The 15,349-nt window shown below is 71.5% G+C and carries 13 protein-coding genes; 8 read left to right on the top strand and 5 right to left on the bottom strand.

The genetic code is table 11. The features are described 5' to 3' along the window. From ACTWPT_RS03570 to ACTWPT_RS03550, 5 genes are read left to right on the top strand one after another with little or no spacing between them, the layout of a single operon-like run. On the top strand, positions 1-1,629 hold the full coding sequence (locus ACTWPT_RS03570; protein WP_443175765.1) for a serine/threonine-protein kinase: 1,629 nt from the start codon (positions 1-3) through the stop codon (positions 1,627-1,629). Further along, positions 1,626-2,468, top strand: coding sequence for an AraC family ligand binding domain-containing protein (locus tag ACTWPT_RS03565; RefSeq protein WP_443175764.1), 843 nt, complete (start codon positions 1,626-1,628; stop codon positions 2,466-2,468). The genes ACTWPT_RS03570 and ACTWPT_RS03565 overlap by 4 nt, the downstream gene beginning before the upstream one ends. A gap of 11 nt (positions 2,469-2,479) precedes the next feature. Continuing rightward, positions 2,480-3,145, top strand: a complete 666-nt coding sequence (locus ACTWPT_RS03560) for an AzlC family ABC transporter permease (RefSeq protein ID WP_443175763.1) — start codon at positions 2,480-2,482, stop codon at positions 3,143-3,145. Further along, complete coding sequence (locus tag ACTWPT_RS03555; protein WP_443175762.1) at positions 3,142-3,453, top strand: AzlD domain-containing protein; 312 nt, start codon at positions 3,142-3,144, stop codon at positions 3,451-3,453. Before ACTWPT_RS03560 ends, ACTWPT_RS03555 begins: the two co-directional genes overlap by 4 nt. A 9-nt stretch (positions 3,454-3,462) precedes the next feature. Continuing rightward, positions 3,463-4,755 carry a serine/threonine-protein kinase gene (locus tag ACTWPT_RS03550; RefSeq protein ID WP_443175761.1) on the top strand — a complete coding sequence of 431 codons (1,293 nt, stop codon included), beginning with the start codon at positions 3,463-3,465 and terminating at the stop codon, positions 4,753-4,755. A 9-nt stretch (positions 4,756-4,764) separates the two neighbouring features. On the opposite strand, the gene ACTWPT_RS03545 is transcribed toward ACTWPT_RS03550, so the two are convergent. Genes ACTWPT_RS03545 through ACTWPT_RS03535 form a run of 3 tightly spaced genes read right to left on the bottom strand, consistent with a single transcriptional unit; the run spans position 4,765 to position 6,630 of the window. Then, positions 4,765-5,694: an RluA family pseudouridine synthase gene (locus ACTWPT_RS03545; protein WP_443175760.1), complete on the bottom strand. Its 930-nt coding sequence runs from the start codon at positions 5,692-5,694 to the stop codon at positions 4,765-4,767. Next, a complete protein-coding gene (lspA, locus tag ACTWPT_RS03540) occupies positions 5,687-6,205 on the bottom strand; it encodes a signal peptidase II (RefSeq protein ID WP_443175759.1) in 519 nt (172 codons plus the stop codon). The genes ACTWPT_RS03545 and lspA overlap by 8 nt, the downstream gene beginning before the upstream one ends. 35 nt (positions 6,206-6,240) lie before the next feature. Next, entirely contained in the window at positions 6,241-6,630 is a 390-nt protein-coding gene (locus ACTWPT_RS03535) for a TraR/DksA family transcriptional regulator (RefSeq protein WP_443175758.1), read from the bottom strand. A gap of 480 nt (positions 6,631-7,110) precedes the next feature. On the opposite strand from ACTWPT_RS03535, the gene ileS reads away from it, so the two are divergent. Then, positions 7,111-10,257 (top strand): isoleucine--tRNA ligase, encoded by a 3,147-nt coding sequence (gene ileS / locus ACTWPT_RS03530; RefSeq protein ID WP_443175757.1) that lies wholly within the window; start codon positions 7,111-7,113, stop codon positions 10,255-10,257. Between the two features lie 215 nt (positions 10,258-10,472). Here the strand turns inward: ileS and ACTWPT_RS03525 are convergent, their stop codons facing one another. Next, positions 10,473-11,378, bottom strand: a complete 906-nt coding sequence (locus ACTWPT_RS03525; RefSeq protein ID WP_443175756.1) for an NAD(P)H-binding protein — start codon at positions 11,376-11,378, stop codon at positions 10,473-10,475. 292 nt (positions 11,379-11,670) lie between these two features. On the opposite strand from ACTWPT_RS03525, the gene ACTWPT_RS03520 reads away from it, so the two are divergent. Together ACTWPT_RS03520 and ACTWPT_RS03515 are read left to right on the top strand one after the other, a co-directional pair. Beyond that, complete coding sequence (locus tag ACTWPT_RS03520; protein WP_443175755.1) at positions 11,671-12,036, top strand: YciI family protein; 366 nt, start codon at positions 11,671-11,673, stop codon at positions 12,034-12,036. A 4-nt stretch (positions 12,037-12,040) separates the two neighbouring features. Then, the gene (locus ACTWPT_RS03515; protein ID WP_443175754.1) at positions 12,041-13,315 is read left to right on the top strand and encodes an RNA polymerase sigma factor; all 1,275 of its coding nucleotides are present in this window, start codon (positions 12,041-12,043) and stop codon (positions 13,313-13,315) included. Positions 13,316-13,439: 124 nt separating this feature from the next. Here the strand turns inward: ACTWPT_RS03515 and ACTWPT_RS03510 are convergent, their stop codons facing one another. Continuing rightward, positions 13,440-15,323: a hypothetical protein gene (locus tag ACTWPT_RS03510; RefSeq protein WP_443175753.1), complete on the bottom strand. Its 1,884-nt coding sequence runs from the start codon at positions 15,321-15,323 to the stop codon at positions 13,440-13,442. Positions 15,324-15,349: the final 26 nt, after the last annotated feature.

Raw genomic sequence — 15,349 nt, 5'->3', positions numbered from 1 at the left:
GTGCAGGTCAGCAACCGTTACAGGCTCATCGAGCCGCTCGGCGAGGGCGGGATGGGCGTGGTCTGGCGTGCCTACGACGAGCTGCTCGACCGCACGGTGGCGATCAAGGAGGTCCGCTACGCGGGCGTCGGCGAGGCCAAGCGGGCCGAGCTCAACCGCCGGACCATCAGGGAGGCCAGGGCGGCGGGCCGCCTCGACCACCCCTCGGTGGTCGTCATCCACGACGTCGTCGAGGAGGACGGCCGCCCGTGGATCGTCATGCAGCTCGTCCGCTCCCGCTCGCTGGGGCAGGTGGTGCGCGAGCAGGGCCCGCTGCGGCCCGGACAGGTCGCGATGATCGGCGCGCGGGTGCTGGACGCCCTGCGGGCCGCGCACGCCACCGGGGTGTTGCACCGCGACGTGAAGCCGGAGAACGTGCTCCTCGCCGATGATGGCCGGGTCGTGCTGACCGACTTCGGCATCGCCTCGCTGGAGGCGGAGGCGGGGCTGACGGCGAGCGGCGGGCTGGTGGGCACGCCCGCGTACATGCCGCCCGAGCGGCTCAACGGTGAGCAGGCCAGGCCGGAGTCCGATCTGTGGTCGCTGGGCGCGACGTTGTACGCGGCGGTCGAGGGCGAGCCGCCGTTCAGGCGTGACTCGTGGGCGGCGACGGTCGCGGCCGTGCTGCGTGACGAGCCCGAGCCGCCGGCGCGGGCCGGGGCGCTCGCACCGGTCATCATGGGGCTGCTGCGGCGCGACCCTGGCACGCGGATGCCGGCGGAAGAGGCCGCCCGGTTGCTGCACGAGGCCGCCGTCAACGCCTCAAGCGGCGGTGGCCAAGCGCCCGCCGCAGCCACTCCACAAGGCCCTCGCCAGGCGCCTGCTTCGCACGGCCGTCGTCGCGCGGCAGGCCGCGGCTCTCATCAGACGCCCGCCGGCCATCCGACGGCCGGCGGTGGGTGGCAGGCGACGAGCGAGAGTCAGTCGTACCCGACCGCGGGCGAGCCGTATCCCACCGTCCGGGAGCGGCACCGCCGTGGGAAGGCGCTGTGGATCACGCTGTCCGCCGTGGTCGGGGTGGCGGCTCTGGGCACGGGGGGCACGCTGCTCTACTACAGCCAGACGGCGCCCACGCCCACCCCCACCCCCACCGCCACCGCCACCGCCACCGCGTCGGCGACGCCCGCCCAGACGGTGCCCGCCGGATGGCGGACCTTCACCAGCCCGGCGGGCCGGTTCTCGATCGCCATGCCCCAGGGATGGCAGGCCAAGAAGCACTCCACCAGGGACAGCGTCTCCATCAAAGGCCCTGACTCCCCCGGGACGATGGTCGTGGAGTGGACCACTCCTGAGGTCCGCTGGAAGTCTCCAGAGCAGGCCTGGCTCGCCCTGGAGAAGGAGATCCAGGCCAAGGGCGAGTTCCAGGGATACACCCGCATCGGCATCACCCCGGTGCGCTACCGGGGCCGCGCGGCCGCGGACTGGGAGTTCACCCGGATGCGCGGCAAGCAGCTGATCCACGTGATCAACCGCGGCTTCCACACCGCCGGCGGCCGCCCGTTCGCCCTCTACTGGGAGACCACGGACGTCCGCTGGAGCCGGGACAAGCACTACTTCACCAAGTTCGCCAGGACGTTCAAACCGCTGTGAAGGAGCAGGCGCATTTCTTCCGGCACCCGGCGGTGCCGGAGACGGACCTGCTCAAGGCCCGCTACGTCACCCACCGCTTCTCCCGGCACGTGCACGACGGCTACGCCATCGGCCTCATCGTCACGGGCGTCGAGGAGTTCGACTACCGGGGCGTCACCCATCGGGCGGGCGCGGGCGAGCTGGTGCTGGTCAACCCGGACGCCGTGCACACCGGTCAGGCCGGCGTGCCCGGCGGGTGGTCGTACCGCATGCTTTACCCGTCGATCGACGCGCTGGCCGGGATCGCGGCCGAGCTGGGCGCGCCGTACGGGACGCCGCACTTCGCCGAGCAGGTGGTGCGTGACGACCCGGTGGCGGCGCTGCTCGGCCGGGCGCACCAGGCGGCCGAGCGCGGCGACGCGCTGGCCGCCTCGACGCTGAGTCGCACGTTGTTCGCCCGGCTGCTGACCCGCCACGGCGCGCCGCGGCCGCCCGCGGCGCTGCTCGGCGAGGGCGGGCGGGCCGTGCGGGAGGCACGCGACCTGCTGCACGAGAGCCTGGTGGACCCGCCGACGCTGGAGGATCTGGCCGGCGCGGTGGGGGCGCGGCCGTTCGCGCTGCTGCGGGCGTTCAAGGACGCGACGGGGCTGCCGCCGCACGCCTACCTGACCTCGCTGCGGGTCCGCCGGGCGCGCCACCTTCTCGAGTCGGGGGTGCGGCCGGCGCGGGTGGCCGCCGAGGTGGGCTTCACCGACCAGGCCCATCTGACCCGGCATTTCCGCCGCATCGTGGGCGTACCGCCCGCCGCCTACCAGCGGGCCGCAGGAACGTACAAGACTGGCGACTCCCCCACCGCCTAGCCTCTCGCCCCATGGATCCGACAACACATCGTTCCGCCGCCGTGCGGGACGGTCTGGGCGTGGGCGTGGCCGTGGGGTTGTCCGGGCTCGCCTTCGGCGCCGCCGCGATCATCGCGGGCCTGACCGTGCCGCAGGCGTGCGTGCTGAGCCTGCTGACGTTCACGGGCGCCTCGCAGTTCGCCCTGACGGGGGCGGTCGGCGCGGGCGGCGACCTGGTGGCCGCCACCGCGGGCGCGCTGCTGCTCGGCGGCCGCAACACGCTGTACGGCCTGCGCCTGGCCGGCCTGCTGCGGGACATACGCGGCCCGCGCCGGCTGCTGGCCGCGCACGGCGTGATCGACGAGACCACGGCCGTGGCGCTCGCCCAGCCGGACGAGCGGGCGGCACGGGCCGGATTCACGGCCACGTTCGCCAGTCTCTACGTCACCTGGAACCTCTGCACGCTGGCGGGGGCCTACGGCACGTCTTTCCTCGGCGACCCGGGGGTGCTGGGGCTGGACACGGTGGGCCCGGCCGCGTTCCTGGCCATCCTGTGGCCCCGGCTGGCGGCGAGCAAGGAGCTGCGCCTGCTGGCCGCGGTCGCGGCGGCGATCGCGCTGTGCGCCACCCCGTTCCTGCCGCCCGGCGTGCCGGTGCTGCTGTCCGCCGCTGCCGTGCTGGTGGTGATGGCGCGATGACGCTGTGGTGGGCGATCGCCGCGGTCTGCGCCGGCTGCTACGCACTCAAGCTGGCCGGGCTGGCGGCACCACGACGGGTGCTGGACCATCCGGCGGTGCGCAGGTTCGCCGAGCTTGTGCCGGTGGCGCTGCTGGCCGCGCTGATCGCGGTGCAGGTGTTCACGGAGGCGGGCGGGCTGCGCTTCGATCCGGCCCGCACGGCGGGGCTGGGGGCGGCCGTCGTGGCGCTGCTGCTGCGGGCCCCGTTCCTCGTCGTTCTGGCCGCGGCGGCGGTCGTCACCGCGCTTGTCCGGATGCTTCTGGGGTAGTCGCCGTGCATGTCCGATTCAGCAGGGACGATCGGCGGGAGATATCGCCTGCTCAGGACGATCGGCAAAGGCGGCATGGGCACCGTGTGGCAGGCGCACGACGAGGTGCTCGGCCGCGACGTGGCGGTGAAGGAGGTGTTGCCGCCTCCTGACCTGACGGGGCCCGAGCGCGACGTGTTCTCGGTGCGCACGTTCCGCGAGGCCAGGGCGGCGGGCCGGGTGGCGCACCCGGGCGTGGCGACCGTCTATGACGTGCTGGAGGAGCGCGGGCACCCGTGGATCATCATGCAACTCGTGCACTCGCGCACCTTAGGCGAGCTGATCCGCGAGGACGGCCCGATGCCCCCTCTCGAGACCGCGAACGTCGGGCTGCAGCTGCTGGAGGCGCTTCGGGCCGCGCACGCGGCCGGGGTGCTGCACCGCGACGTCAAGCCGGACAACGTGCTGCTCGCCGAGGACGGCCGGGCGGTGCTGACCGACTTCGGCATCGCCACCACTGAGGACGAGGCGCCCGTCACCAGGACGGGCATCCTGATCGGCACCCCCGCCTTCATGGCGCCGGAACGCGCGGCGGGCGGCTCGGCCAGGCCCGCCTCGGATCTGTGGTCGCTGGGCGTGACGCTGTACATGGCGGTCGAGGGCCACTCGCCCTTCCAGCGGGACAACGCGCTGGCCACGCTCGGCGCGGTCATGCACGCCGAGCCGGAGCCGCTGGCCCGGGCGGGCGTGCTCGCCCCCGTGCTACTGGGGCTGCTGCGCAAGGACCCGGGCGAGCGCATGACGCTGGAGGAGGCCGAGCGGCGGCTGACCGCGATCCTGGCGGGCGGCGTCCCCGAGCAGACGGGTCCCGTGCCCGCCGCCGTCACGACGGGGACCGCGGGGCGGCCGCGGCGCAGGCTGCCGCTGGCCGCGATCGGCGCGGGCGCGCTCCTGGTCGGCCTCGTCACGGGCGGCGCGGCCTGGTGGTCCAGCCGGCCGGACGACACGCAGCGCACTCCCCCGCCCACGCCCGTCGTGGTGACTACGATCCCGTCCCCGTCGTCGCAGTCGCCGGGGTCGGTCATGCAGACCTCGCCGCAATCCACGTACGAGCCGCCGGCGCCGCAGAGCACGCCGCCTCCCACGAGGGATCAACCCAGGACACCCGACCGCGAGAAGAAGAGCCCGTCCGAGGAGCCGACGGCCACCAAGTCCAAGAAGGACAAGGAGGAGACGCCGGCCGAGTCACCCGGCACGGTCGACGGATCGGACAACGGCACGGCGTCGGACGTGGACAAGAAGAAGGCTGGGAAACGCGGCTGAAGCCGGGCGTCAGGACTCGTCGCGGACGATGTCGAGCGCTTTCTGCAGGTCCTGCGGGTAGTCGGTGCCGAACGACATCCACTCCCCCGTGGACGGGTGCTCGAACCCGAGCGCGACCGCGTGCAGCCACTGCCGGGTGATCCCCAGCCGGGCGGCGAGCGTCGGGTCGGCGCCGTATAGCAGGTCGCCGACGCAGGGGTGGCGCAGTGCCGCCATGTGCACCCTGATCTGGTGCGTACGCCCGGTCTCCAGCTTGATGTCCAGCAGCGAGGCCGCGCGGAACGCCTCGACGGTGTCGTAGTGGGTGACGGAGGGCTTGCCGCCGGCCACCACCGCGAAGCGGCCGTCGCCTGACGGGTGCCGGTCGATGGGCGCGTCCACGGTGCCGCGGAACGGGTCGGGATGCCCCTGGACGAGCGCGTGGTAACGCTTGTCGACCGTGCGCTCCTTGAAGGCGCGCTTGAGCCGCGAGTAGGCGTGCTCGCTCTTGGCCACGACCATCGCGCCGGTGGTGTTGGCGTCCAGGCGGTGCACGATGCCCTGGCGCTCGGCGGCTCCGCTGGTGGCGATCGTGTGGCCGGCGCCGAGCAGCCCGCCGATCACGGTGGGTCCCGTCCAGCCGACGGTCGGGTGGGCGGCCACCCCGATCGGCTTGTTGACCACCACGATGTCGTCGTCCTCGTAGACGAGCGTCATGCCGGGCACCGGCTCGGCCACCGGCATGGGCGTGGTCACCGGCGGCGGCAAGGTCACGTCCAGCCACGCGCCCGCGTGCACCCGGTCGGACTTGGCCGGCTGCCGGCCGTCGACCAGCACCTCGCCCGCGCCGATCAGCTCGGCCGCGCGGGTGCGGGAGAAGCCGAACAGCCGCGAGAGTGCGGCGTCGAGCCGCTCGCCCTCCAGCCCGTCGGGCACGGGCAGGCTGCGCTGCTCAGTCATCCTTCTTCCCCTCCTTGGCCTCTCTGGAGCCGTCGATCTGCACGTTGCGCCAGGCCAGGATGACCGCGAGGATGCCGCCGCAGACGATCGCCGAGTCGGCGATGTTGAAGACCGGGAAGTAGTCGATGATGGGAAAGTGCCCGGGCAGCACTTCGATGAAGTCCACCACGTGCCCCTGGAGCTGCGTGGACCGGCCGAACCCCGACGGGTAGCGCAGCAGCCGGTCGGTGAGGTTGCCGAGTGCCCCGCCGAGCAGCAGGCCGAGCGTGATGGCCCACGCGCGGCTGCCCAGCTTGCGGGCGGTGCGCACGATGGCCACCACCACCGCCGCGGCGATCAGCGTGAAGATGAAGGTCATCCCGGTGCCGATGCTGAACGCGGCACCGGAATTGAAGATCACCCGGAACTGCAGGACGTCCTTGATGACGACCAGAGGCGCTTCGCCCTCAAGTGTCCGCAGCACCACCGTCTTCGTGATGAGGTCGGCGGCGTAGATCACGGCCGCGAGCACGATGAGGACGGCGAACAGACGACCCCGAGGTCTGCCTACCGGCGCTCCTCCTTCTGCTTGCAGGCCACGCACAGCGTCGCCCTCGGGAACGCCTGAAGGCGTTCCTTGCCGATCGGCTTGTGGCACGATTCGCACACTCCATAAGTCCCCGCGTCGATCCTGGCGATCGCACGTTCGTTCTGCGCGACCAGATCGCGCGCATTCAGGGTAAGGGCGATCTCGCGTTCGCGCTCGTACGTCTTGGCACCGGCGTCGGCCTGGTCGTCTCCGGCGCCCTGGGTGACGTCTCCAGAGGCTATCTCCGTCTCGTGGCGATGAATGTCCGCCTCGAGCTCGTCGATCTCCGTCTGGAGCATGCCGCGTACCTCGGCCAGCTCCTCCTCCGACCACATCGAAGGGGTAGCGGTCTGCGTGACTGCCGCCATGGCGTGCCTCCATTGCTGATCAAGGCCGTAAGGGTGCGGGCAGCTTAGGATCCTGATAACGGAACGGCAAACGACCCGCCGGACGGTTTACCTCCTGCGTACTATCCCGCCTCGCGCATCTAACTCCTCATCAGCCGCGTCCATTCCCACAACTTTGTTGCCGTTTACGCCTTCCGTACCGGAGTTGTGGCAGCTGCGGTGACGCCGCAGGGCGTCACCAGGGAAACCTGGAAGCCTTTGCCTCCACTCTGCGTTATGGTTTGAGACTGCAAGGCGTTGATGGGGCCCGACTGTGAGGGATATCACCCCGGAGCCGCCGGAAGAACGGCTCTCGCGAGCTCATTAGAACCGGCAGCAGATCAAATGAAGAGGGCCTCGCCCTGCGGGCGGGGTCAAGAAGGGTGGTACCGCGGAGCCGTTTCGGCTTCGTCCCTTCGCGCTTGTCCTGCCATATTGACCAAGCGTGGAGGCCCGCCCGAAATGTCTTCCCCAACCTTCCGCCCTCTTCCCGCGCAGGTCGACCTGCCCGCGCTCGAGCGCGAGGTCCTCGACCGCTGGCGGGACGGGAAGATCTTCGAGCGTTCTATCGAGCAGAACGCGGGCAACCCCGCCTGGGTCTTCTACGAGGGCCCGCCCACCGCCAACGGCCTGCCCGGCGTGCACCACGTCGAGGCGCGGGTGTTCAAGGACCTGTTCCCACGCTACAAGTCCATGCGCGGATTCAGCGTCCCGCGTAAGGCCGGATGGGACTGCCACGGCCTGCCCGTCGAGGTGGGCGTGGAGAAGGAACTGGGTCTGTCCGGCAAGAAGGACATCGAGACGTACGGCATCGCCGAGTTCAACGCCAAGTGCCGCGAGTCGGTGCTGCGGCACGTGGACGCGTTCGAGCAGCTGACCGAGCGCATGGGCTACTGGATCGACCTGTCGCAGGCGTACCGGACCATGGACCCGTCCTATATCGAGTCGGTGTGGTGGTCGCTGAAGGTCGTCTTCGACAAGGGGCTGCTGTTCCGCGACTTCCGGATCACGCCGTATTGCCCGCGCTGCGGCACCGGCCTGTCGGACCACGAGCTGGGCCAGCCCGGCGGCTACGAGAACGTCTCCAGCCCGTCGGTCTACGTCCGCATGCCGGTGACCTCAGGGCCGCTGGCCGAGCTGGGCGCGGCGCTGCTGGTGTGGACGACGACGCCGTGGACGCTGGTGTCCAACACGGCGGTGGCGGTGCACCCCGACGTGACCTACGTCGCGGCCCGCACCGCGGCCGGAGAGGTGCTCGTCGTCGCCGAGCCGCTGCTGCCGGTCCTGGGCGAGGGCGTCACCGAGGTGGCCCGCTACAGCGGCCGTGACCTGGAGCGCACCACCTACTCCCGCCCGTTCGAGCTGGTCGACATCCCGGACGCCCACTATGTGGTGCTCGGCGACTACGTCACGGTCGAGGACGGCACCGGCCTGGTCCACCAGGCGCCGGCCTTCGGCGCCGACGACCTGGCCGTGATCAGGCGGTACAACATGCCGGTCGTCAACCCGATCGGCCCCGACGGCCGGTTCCTCGACGACGTGCCCATGGTCGGCGGCCGGTTCTTCAAGGACGCCGACGAGGAGCTGACCGAGGACCTGCTGGCCCGCGGCCTGCTGTTCCGCGGCGGCCACTTCGAGCACGCCTACCCGCACTGCTGGCGCTGCCACACGCCGCTGCTCTACTACGCGCTCCCGTCCTGGTACATCCGCACCACCGCGGTCAAGGACCAGATGCTGGCCGAGAACGCGAACACCAACTGGTACCCGGACACGATCAAGTGGGGCCGCTTCGGTGAGTGGCTGCGCAACAACGTCGACTGGTCGTTGTCGCGCTCGCGCTACTGGGGCACGCCGCTGCCGCTGTGGGTGTGCTCGGCGGACGAGTCCCACGTGACCTGCGTCGGGTCCCTGGAGGAGCTGGGCTCGCTCGCCGGCCAGGACGTCTCGGCGCTCGACCCGCACCGCCCATACGTGGACGACGTGACCTTCGACTGCCCGACGTGCGGCGCTCTCGCGCGCCGCGTGCCGGACGTCATCGACGCCTGGTACGACTCCGGCTCGATGCCGTTCGCGCAGTGGGGCGAGCGAGGCAAGCCCGAGGGCGTCTACCCGGCGCAGTTCATCTGCGAGGCCACCGACCAGACCCGCGGCTGGTTCTACTCGCTGATGGCCGTCGGCACGCTCGTCTTCGGCCAGTCCTCCTACGAGAACGTGTTGTGCCTGGGCCTGATCCTGGCCGAGGACGGCCGCAAGATGAGCAAGCACCTGGGCAACATCCTGGAGCCCATCCCGCTGATGGACCAGCACGGGGCCGACGCACTGCGCTGGTACATGGCCTGCTCGGGCTCGCCGTGGGCGGCCCGCCGCGTGGGGCACAACGCCCTGGAGGAGATCGTCCGCAAGGTCCTGCTGACGCTCTGGAACACCTCGTCGTTCTTCACCCTCTACGCCAACGCCGAGTCGTGGTCGCCGGCCAGGCTGGCCGACGCCACGCCGCCGGCCGAGCGGCCGCTGCTCGACCGCTGGGCGCTCGCCGAGCTGCACCGCACGGTGGCCGACGTCACGGCGTCTCTGGACGAATACGACACCCAGCGCGCCGGCCGCCGCCTGGCCGACTTCCTCGACGACCTGTCCAACTGGTACGTGCGCCGCTCGCGCCGCCGCTTCTGGCAGGGTTCGGAGGATGCGTTCGCCACGCTGTACGAGTGCCTGGAGACGGTGCTGCGGCTGATGGGACCCATCACGCCGTTCGTCACCGACTACCTGTGGGACGTGCTGCGCTCGGCGCAGGCGCCCTCGTCGGTGCACCTGGCGTCCTGGCCGGAGGTCCGCGAGGACCTGCTGAACCCGGCGTTGTCCGACCAGATGGCGCTGGTGCGCCGCCTGGTGGAGCTCGGCCGCTCGGCCCGGGCGTCGTCGGGCGTCAAGACCCGGCAGCCGCTCGGGCGGGCCTTGGTGGGCGCGCACGGCTGGCCGTCGCTGCCCGGCGAGCTGCGCGGCCTGGTGGCCGAGGAGCTCAACGTCCAGACCATCGAGGACATGTCGGGCTTCAGCGCCGATCTCGTGTCCTACACGATCAAGCCCAACTTCCGGGCCCTGGGCAAGCGCTTCGGCTCCCGGACCAAGCTCGTGGCCGCCGCCGTGGCCGCCGCGGACGCGACCCGGGTGGCGCGTGCTCTCCGTTCCGGCGGCACGGTCATGGTGGAGGCGGACGAGCTGGGCGAGATCATGCTCGGCCCGGACGACGTGATCGTCAACGAGCAGCCCCGGACGGGCTGGGCAGTGGAGACCGGCGCGATCGGCACCGGCACCGGCGAGACCGTGGCGCTGGACCTGGAGCTCAACGACGAGCTGCGCCGCGCGGGGCTGCTGCGCGAGGTCATCCGCCTGGTCCAGGAGGCACGCAAGGCGACGGGCCTGTCCATCACGGACCGCATCGAGCTGTGGTGGACCACCTCGTCGGCGGACCTCGCCGCGGCCCTGCGTGCCGAGCCGCACGCGGTCGCCGAGGAGGTCCTGGCGACGACGGTCACGGAGGGCACGATGAACGACCTGCCGTCCCACGTGGATGAGGACCTGTCCTTGACCTTCCACCTCCGCCGCGCCTGACGGCGCCGGGGCGCGCCCACCATCCAGGCGCGCCCCTACGCCCGGCTTCGGGCTCACCGGCCAGGAAGGCGGGTGGTGACGGCCTGTACATGCCACCGGGGCTGCTGTCATGCGACGGGGGATGGCTACCCTCCACACTCGGGCCCCTCTCCGTCGAAGTCCAGGACGGGGAGCGTCGGCGATCGGCAGGCGGGTCGTCCAGCTTTCCGCGCCGCTCAGCCCAGGTAGAAGTCCCTGCGAGCGGCCACGAACGCCTCGATCGTCTGGGCTGGTACGCCTGTCACTCGTTCGACGTCGTCGGACAGGCGGTCGTAGCGGTTCTCGCGGTGCAGCCGGGCCATGGTGGCGATGTGCTCTTCGGTGTGCGGCGGCAGGCCCGCCTTCGCGAGCACCTCGGCCCGCCACCGGTCCAGCGGCACGTCCACATAGGACACCGGACGCCGCAGCGCCCGTGAGAACTCCTCGGCCATCTCCGTCATGTCGACCGTGCGTGGCCCGGTCAGCTCGTAGACGTGCCCGATGTGCGGAGCCGGGTCGCGGAGCACGGTGGCGACCACCCGGGCGACGTCGTCCACGGCGACGGGCGACGTGCGCCCCATACCGAACGGCAGCGCGATCGTGCCGTTCTCCCGGATCGACCGCGCCGCCAGCGTGGTGAACAGCGGATTGTCCAGGAACGACGTCGGCCGGATGTGTACCACCGGCAGGCCCGACCAGTTCAGTACCTGCTCCGCCAGCCAGTGCAGCCGCTGCTGGTGCGACTCCGCGGTGCTGGTGGCGGTCATCTGCGACACCGTCATCTGTGACATACCGACCAGCCCGGCCAGCTCCCCGTACTCCCGCGCCACGGTGGCCACCACGGTCGCGGCCAGCAGATGGTCCGGCGACACCGGCATCGCGAAGTACATCCGCCCGACACCCTCCAGCGCGGCCGCCACGCTCTCGGGCCGGGTCAGATCGCCGACGACGACCTCCGTGCCGACCGCACGCATGTCAGCCGCACGATCATCGTCGCGGCGGACCATCGCCCGCACCGGCACGTCCTGCGCACGCAGCCGGCCAAGAACTGTCCGGCCCACGCCACCGGCCCCGGCAATCAGAACAAGGTCACTGGCAGACATCGGTCGATCTCCTTAGAACGCCGTGTGACGGGACCGGACGCGCCGACCGCGAACCAACACGGTGCGCCGGGCAGCAGGATCCGCTTCTTGAGCAGGTGTACCCGCGCCCGAGCGGTGGGGTTCAGCCGATGGTGGCGAACCGCAGGCGGAGCGCGTCCGAATCCGAGCCGGGGCGCTCTGTCGACGTATATCCCGGTTACCCGGTCCGACGGATACGGTGAGGGCGCATCGATTCGCGACCGCCTCGTTCGTCGTACAGGTAGTCAGGCCAAACTGGCCTCAGAGCGATTGGATGTCCGAGATGGCGAAATACCTGCTCCTCATCTACGGGGACGAGCGGCTCTGGGAGGCGAGGTCCCCGGAGGAGATCAAGGAACTTAACGCCGGCCACGCCGCCTTCGCCGCGGCGGCCGGTGACGCGATACTCGGTGGTCACGAACTGGAGTCATCCACCACCGCGACCTCCCTGCGCGGCACCGTCAGTGGCCGGCCCACGCCGACCGACGGGACGTTCCTGGAGACCAAGGAGGTGCTGGGCGGCTACTACCTGGTGGAGGCGCCGGACCTCGACGCGGCGATCGCGCTCGCCGAGAAGCTGCCCGAGGTGTCCGCGGCGCACAGCGGGGTCGAGATCCGGCCGATCCGCGAGGCGAGCTGACCGCGTGACCGAACACGAGCGCGGTCCCGCCGCTGACGTCGACGTCAACGAGGCGATCGTGCAGGCGCACCGTCGCGAGTGGGCCAGGGTGCTCGCCGCGACGGTGCGTGTCGTGCGCGATCTCGACCTTGCCGAAGAGTGCGCGCAGGACGCGTACGCGCAGGCGCTGCGCACCTGGACCACCAGCGGTGTTCCTGCCCGGCCTGGCGCCTGGCTGACCACCGTCGCGCGCAACCGCGCGAAGGACCTGCTGCGGCGGCAGTCCGTGCTCCGATCGGCGCTACCGTCACTCGTTGTGGACGACGTCGTGGTCGGGCCGGAAGACCGTGACGACCCGCCGGTGGTCGACGACGACCGGCTACGCCTCATCTTCACCTGCTGCCACCCGGCGCTGTCCCGCGACGCGCAAGTGGCGCTGACCTTGAGGTTGGTGTGCGGCCTGTCCACGGCCGAGGTGGCCCGGGCGTTCCTGGTCCAGGAGTCCGCCATGGCGGCGCGGATCACGCGTGCCAAGAAGAAGATCAGCACCGCCCGGATCCCGTACCGCGTTCCCGCGCGTACCGATCTTCCCGAGCGGGTCAGCGCCGTCCTGGACGTGGTGCACCTGGTGTTCACCACCGGCCATGCCGCACCCGTCGGTGCGCAGCTCGTGCGCCAGGACCTGGTGGATGGTGCCATCCACCTCGCCCGCACGCTGTACCAGCTGTTGCCGGGCGACGGCCAGGTCACCGGCCTGCTCGCGCTGATGCTGCTCACCGACGCACGCCGGAACACCCGGCTGTCCGGCACTGGTCGCCTCGTCCTGCTCGCCGATCAGGACCGGACGCGGTGGGACACCCGGCAGATCGCTGAGGGCACCGCGCTGCTGGCGCAATCGCTGCGGCAGGCGCCGACGAGGTACGCCGTGCAGGCCGCCATCGCCGCCGTGCACGCCGACGCGGCGACCTGGGAAGACACCGACTGGACGGAGATCGTCGGGCTGTACGACGTGCTGCGCGGCCTGTGGCCGTCCCCGGTAGTCGAGCTGAACCGCGCCGTCGCGATCGGCTTCCGCGACGGCCCTCGGGCCGGCCTCGCCGCCCTCACCCCGCTGCTCAACGAACCGGTGCTGGCCACGTACGGCTACCTCAGCGCGGCCCGTGCCGACTTCTTGCGCCGGCTGGGGCGGTGGGAGGAGGCGACCGCGGCGTACGAAGAGGCCCTGGCCATGACCGACAACCTCGTGGAACGCGCATTCCTGACCGGACGGCTCGAGGAGGTCCGCGCTCACCTGACCTGAGCCCAACCGTCGAGGCGCGCGCCGCCCGTACATCGTTTAGTGCGCACCCTGGCCGACTACTGAACGCAGCGGCTCTACTGATACCTCATAGCGCCGTCGCTCCAGGCGAGCATCTCGCGGCTGCTCAGGCGACCGTTTCCCGGTCGTGCTGGCAGACCGAGCAGCTCGTCAGTCCGGCCGCCTCTGCTGCGGCGAGCGTCATCGTCTCCACGCCGGACTCGCCCGCACCCTTGATCAACGGGCAGGTGGTGCTGTGGTAACGGCGCGTGCCGACGATGACCTTCACCGTGCCGGGACGCTCGCCCTTGGAAGCGGCGGCAGGCTCGTCGCCGCCCTTGGAACCCGCGGCCTCGGTCTTGGCCCCTGAGGTCTGCGGTTTCGCGGGAGCACCGGTCCTGGGAGGGTCGGCCTTCGCACCCGTGCTGGACGCACCTGGCCCGGCGCCCGTGCCGGACGGCCGTTCCTTCGAGGACCTGGCGAAGGCGGCCGGCCCCGGGGGCAGCGGTCCCTTGGGCTTGGCCTCCGACTCGGCCGAGGAGGCGGGCCGCTCCAGCACCACGTCCTGCTCCGGCTGCGCGGGCCCGAACATCTTGGCGGCCCCGGAAGGACCCCCAGAAGGACGCTGAGACGGTCCAGCAGACCCTCCCGGCGCCCCCGGACCCCCTGGGCGGGAAGGCGCCGCAGAAGAAGGCACACGCGGCTGTGGAGCCGTGGACGGCCCAGAGTCGTCGTCCTCGGCAGGACTCTCGGACCACAGGGGCCTTCCAGGTTGCCTGAGGTTGGCGACCGTCTCTCCTGGTCCACCCCCGGGCGCGCCAGGCTGGCCCGGGCGGCGGAGGGAAGGCCCGGTCACGCCCTCGGGTGCCGAGGCCTTGCCCGCGCCAGGTCCGGTACGGTCCGCGGCGGACCCCGTCTGGTCGGTGGGCGTGTCGCCCTTACCTGTGGACGGGCCGCCCTTGGCGGCAGGGGTCCCTGTCTTGCCGGCGGAGGATGTGTCGGACTTATCAGCGGGAGTCCGGGCGTCGCCGGCGGGCCGGGAGGGCCCGGCACCAGGCTTGGAAGGCGCACTGCCGGATGCGGGTGACGTGCCGGACGCCTGTGACGGTTCGCCGGACGATGGGCGGTTCGTCGCGCCCGAAGACGGCGACTCGGACCTGAGCGCGTTCGGCGGCCGGAAAATGGAGGTTTGCGTCTCCGCCGGCTCGTCCTCGGATTCCGAGGCGGCGGAGGAGGAGTGGGCCTGGCCGGCGGATGCGGCGGCCGGCCTGCCGAACCACCCGGCGGCGCCTTCCTCGTGGGCGGCGGCGGGCTCCGGGCTGGGGGTGGAAGCCTTCGTGTCGGGCTTCGGCGGAGCGACCGGCGGACGCAGATCGCGAGTCTCCGCGGCGGTCTGGGCCCGGCTCTCCGGGGCGGTCTGGGCCCGGCTCTCCGCGGCGAACGCGGAGGGGGATGCCGCAGCAGCGGGCTCGGGGTCGGCGGCAGGCGGCAGCTGCCGTCCACCGAGCGCTGCGTCAGGAAGGCACGTGGTGCAGGGAGTGAAGCCCTCCTCGCGTGCCTCCTCGTAAGTGAGCTCCTCGTGCTCCCGCCCGGCCAGCTGACGGCAGCCGGCCACGTGGTAGCGCTTTCGTCCGGGGATCACCAGCACGATCGCGTCCGGCGCGACGCCGCCTGCCGCGGGGCGGCGCGGGGCGGCGGCCGGTACGGTCACCGTCCGCTGCGGCGGTTGCGGACGCGGCTGCTGAGGTGGCGGCTGGTGAGCCACAGGACCGGTCTGGTTGTACGGCAAGCCGGGCGGCAAGAGCCCTTTCGGAGGGGTGGCCGGCGCAGCGGCCCGCCCACCACCGGGGAAAAGCTCGTGACGCCGCAGGAAGGCCCCGATCACCAGGAACAGCGCGGACAGCACGCTGACCACGATGGACCACATGATCAGGAACGGCTTCGCCAGTACGAAGCCCGCGATCAGCAGCACGACTGCCGCGAGCACCAAACCAGCACTGATAAGGATCACAGAGGGCTCTTTCGAGTGACAGGTCC

Source organism: Nonomuraea sp. 3N208 (assembly GCF_052245935.1).
Taxonomy (GTDB): Bacteria; Actinomycetota; Actinomycetes; order Streptosporangiales; family Streptosporangiaceae; genus Nonomuraea.
The sequence above is the reverse complement of the archived record's forward strand: the minus strand, read 5'-3'. Positions and strand labels throughout refer to the sequence as shown.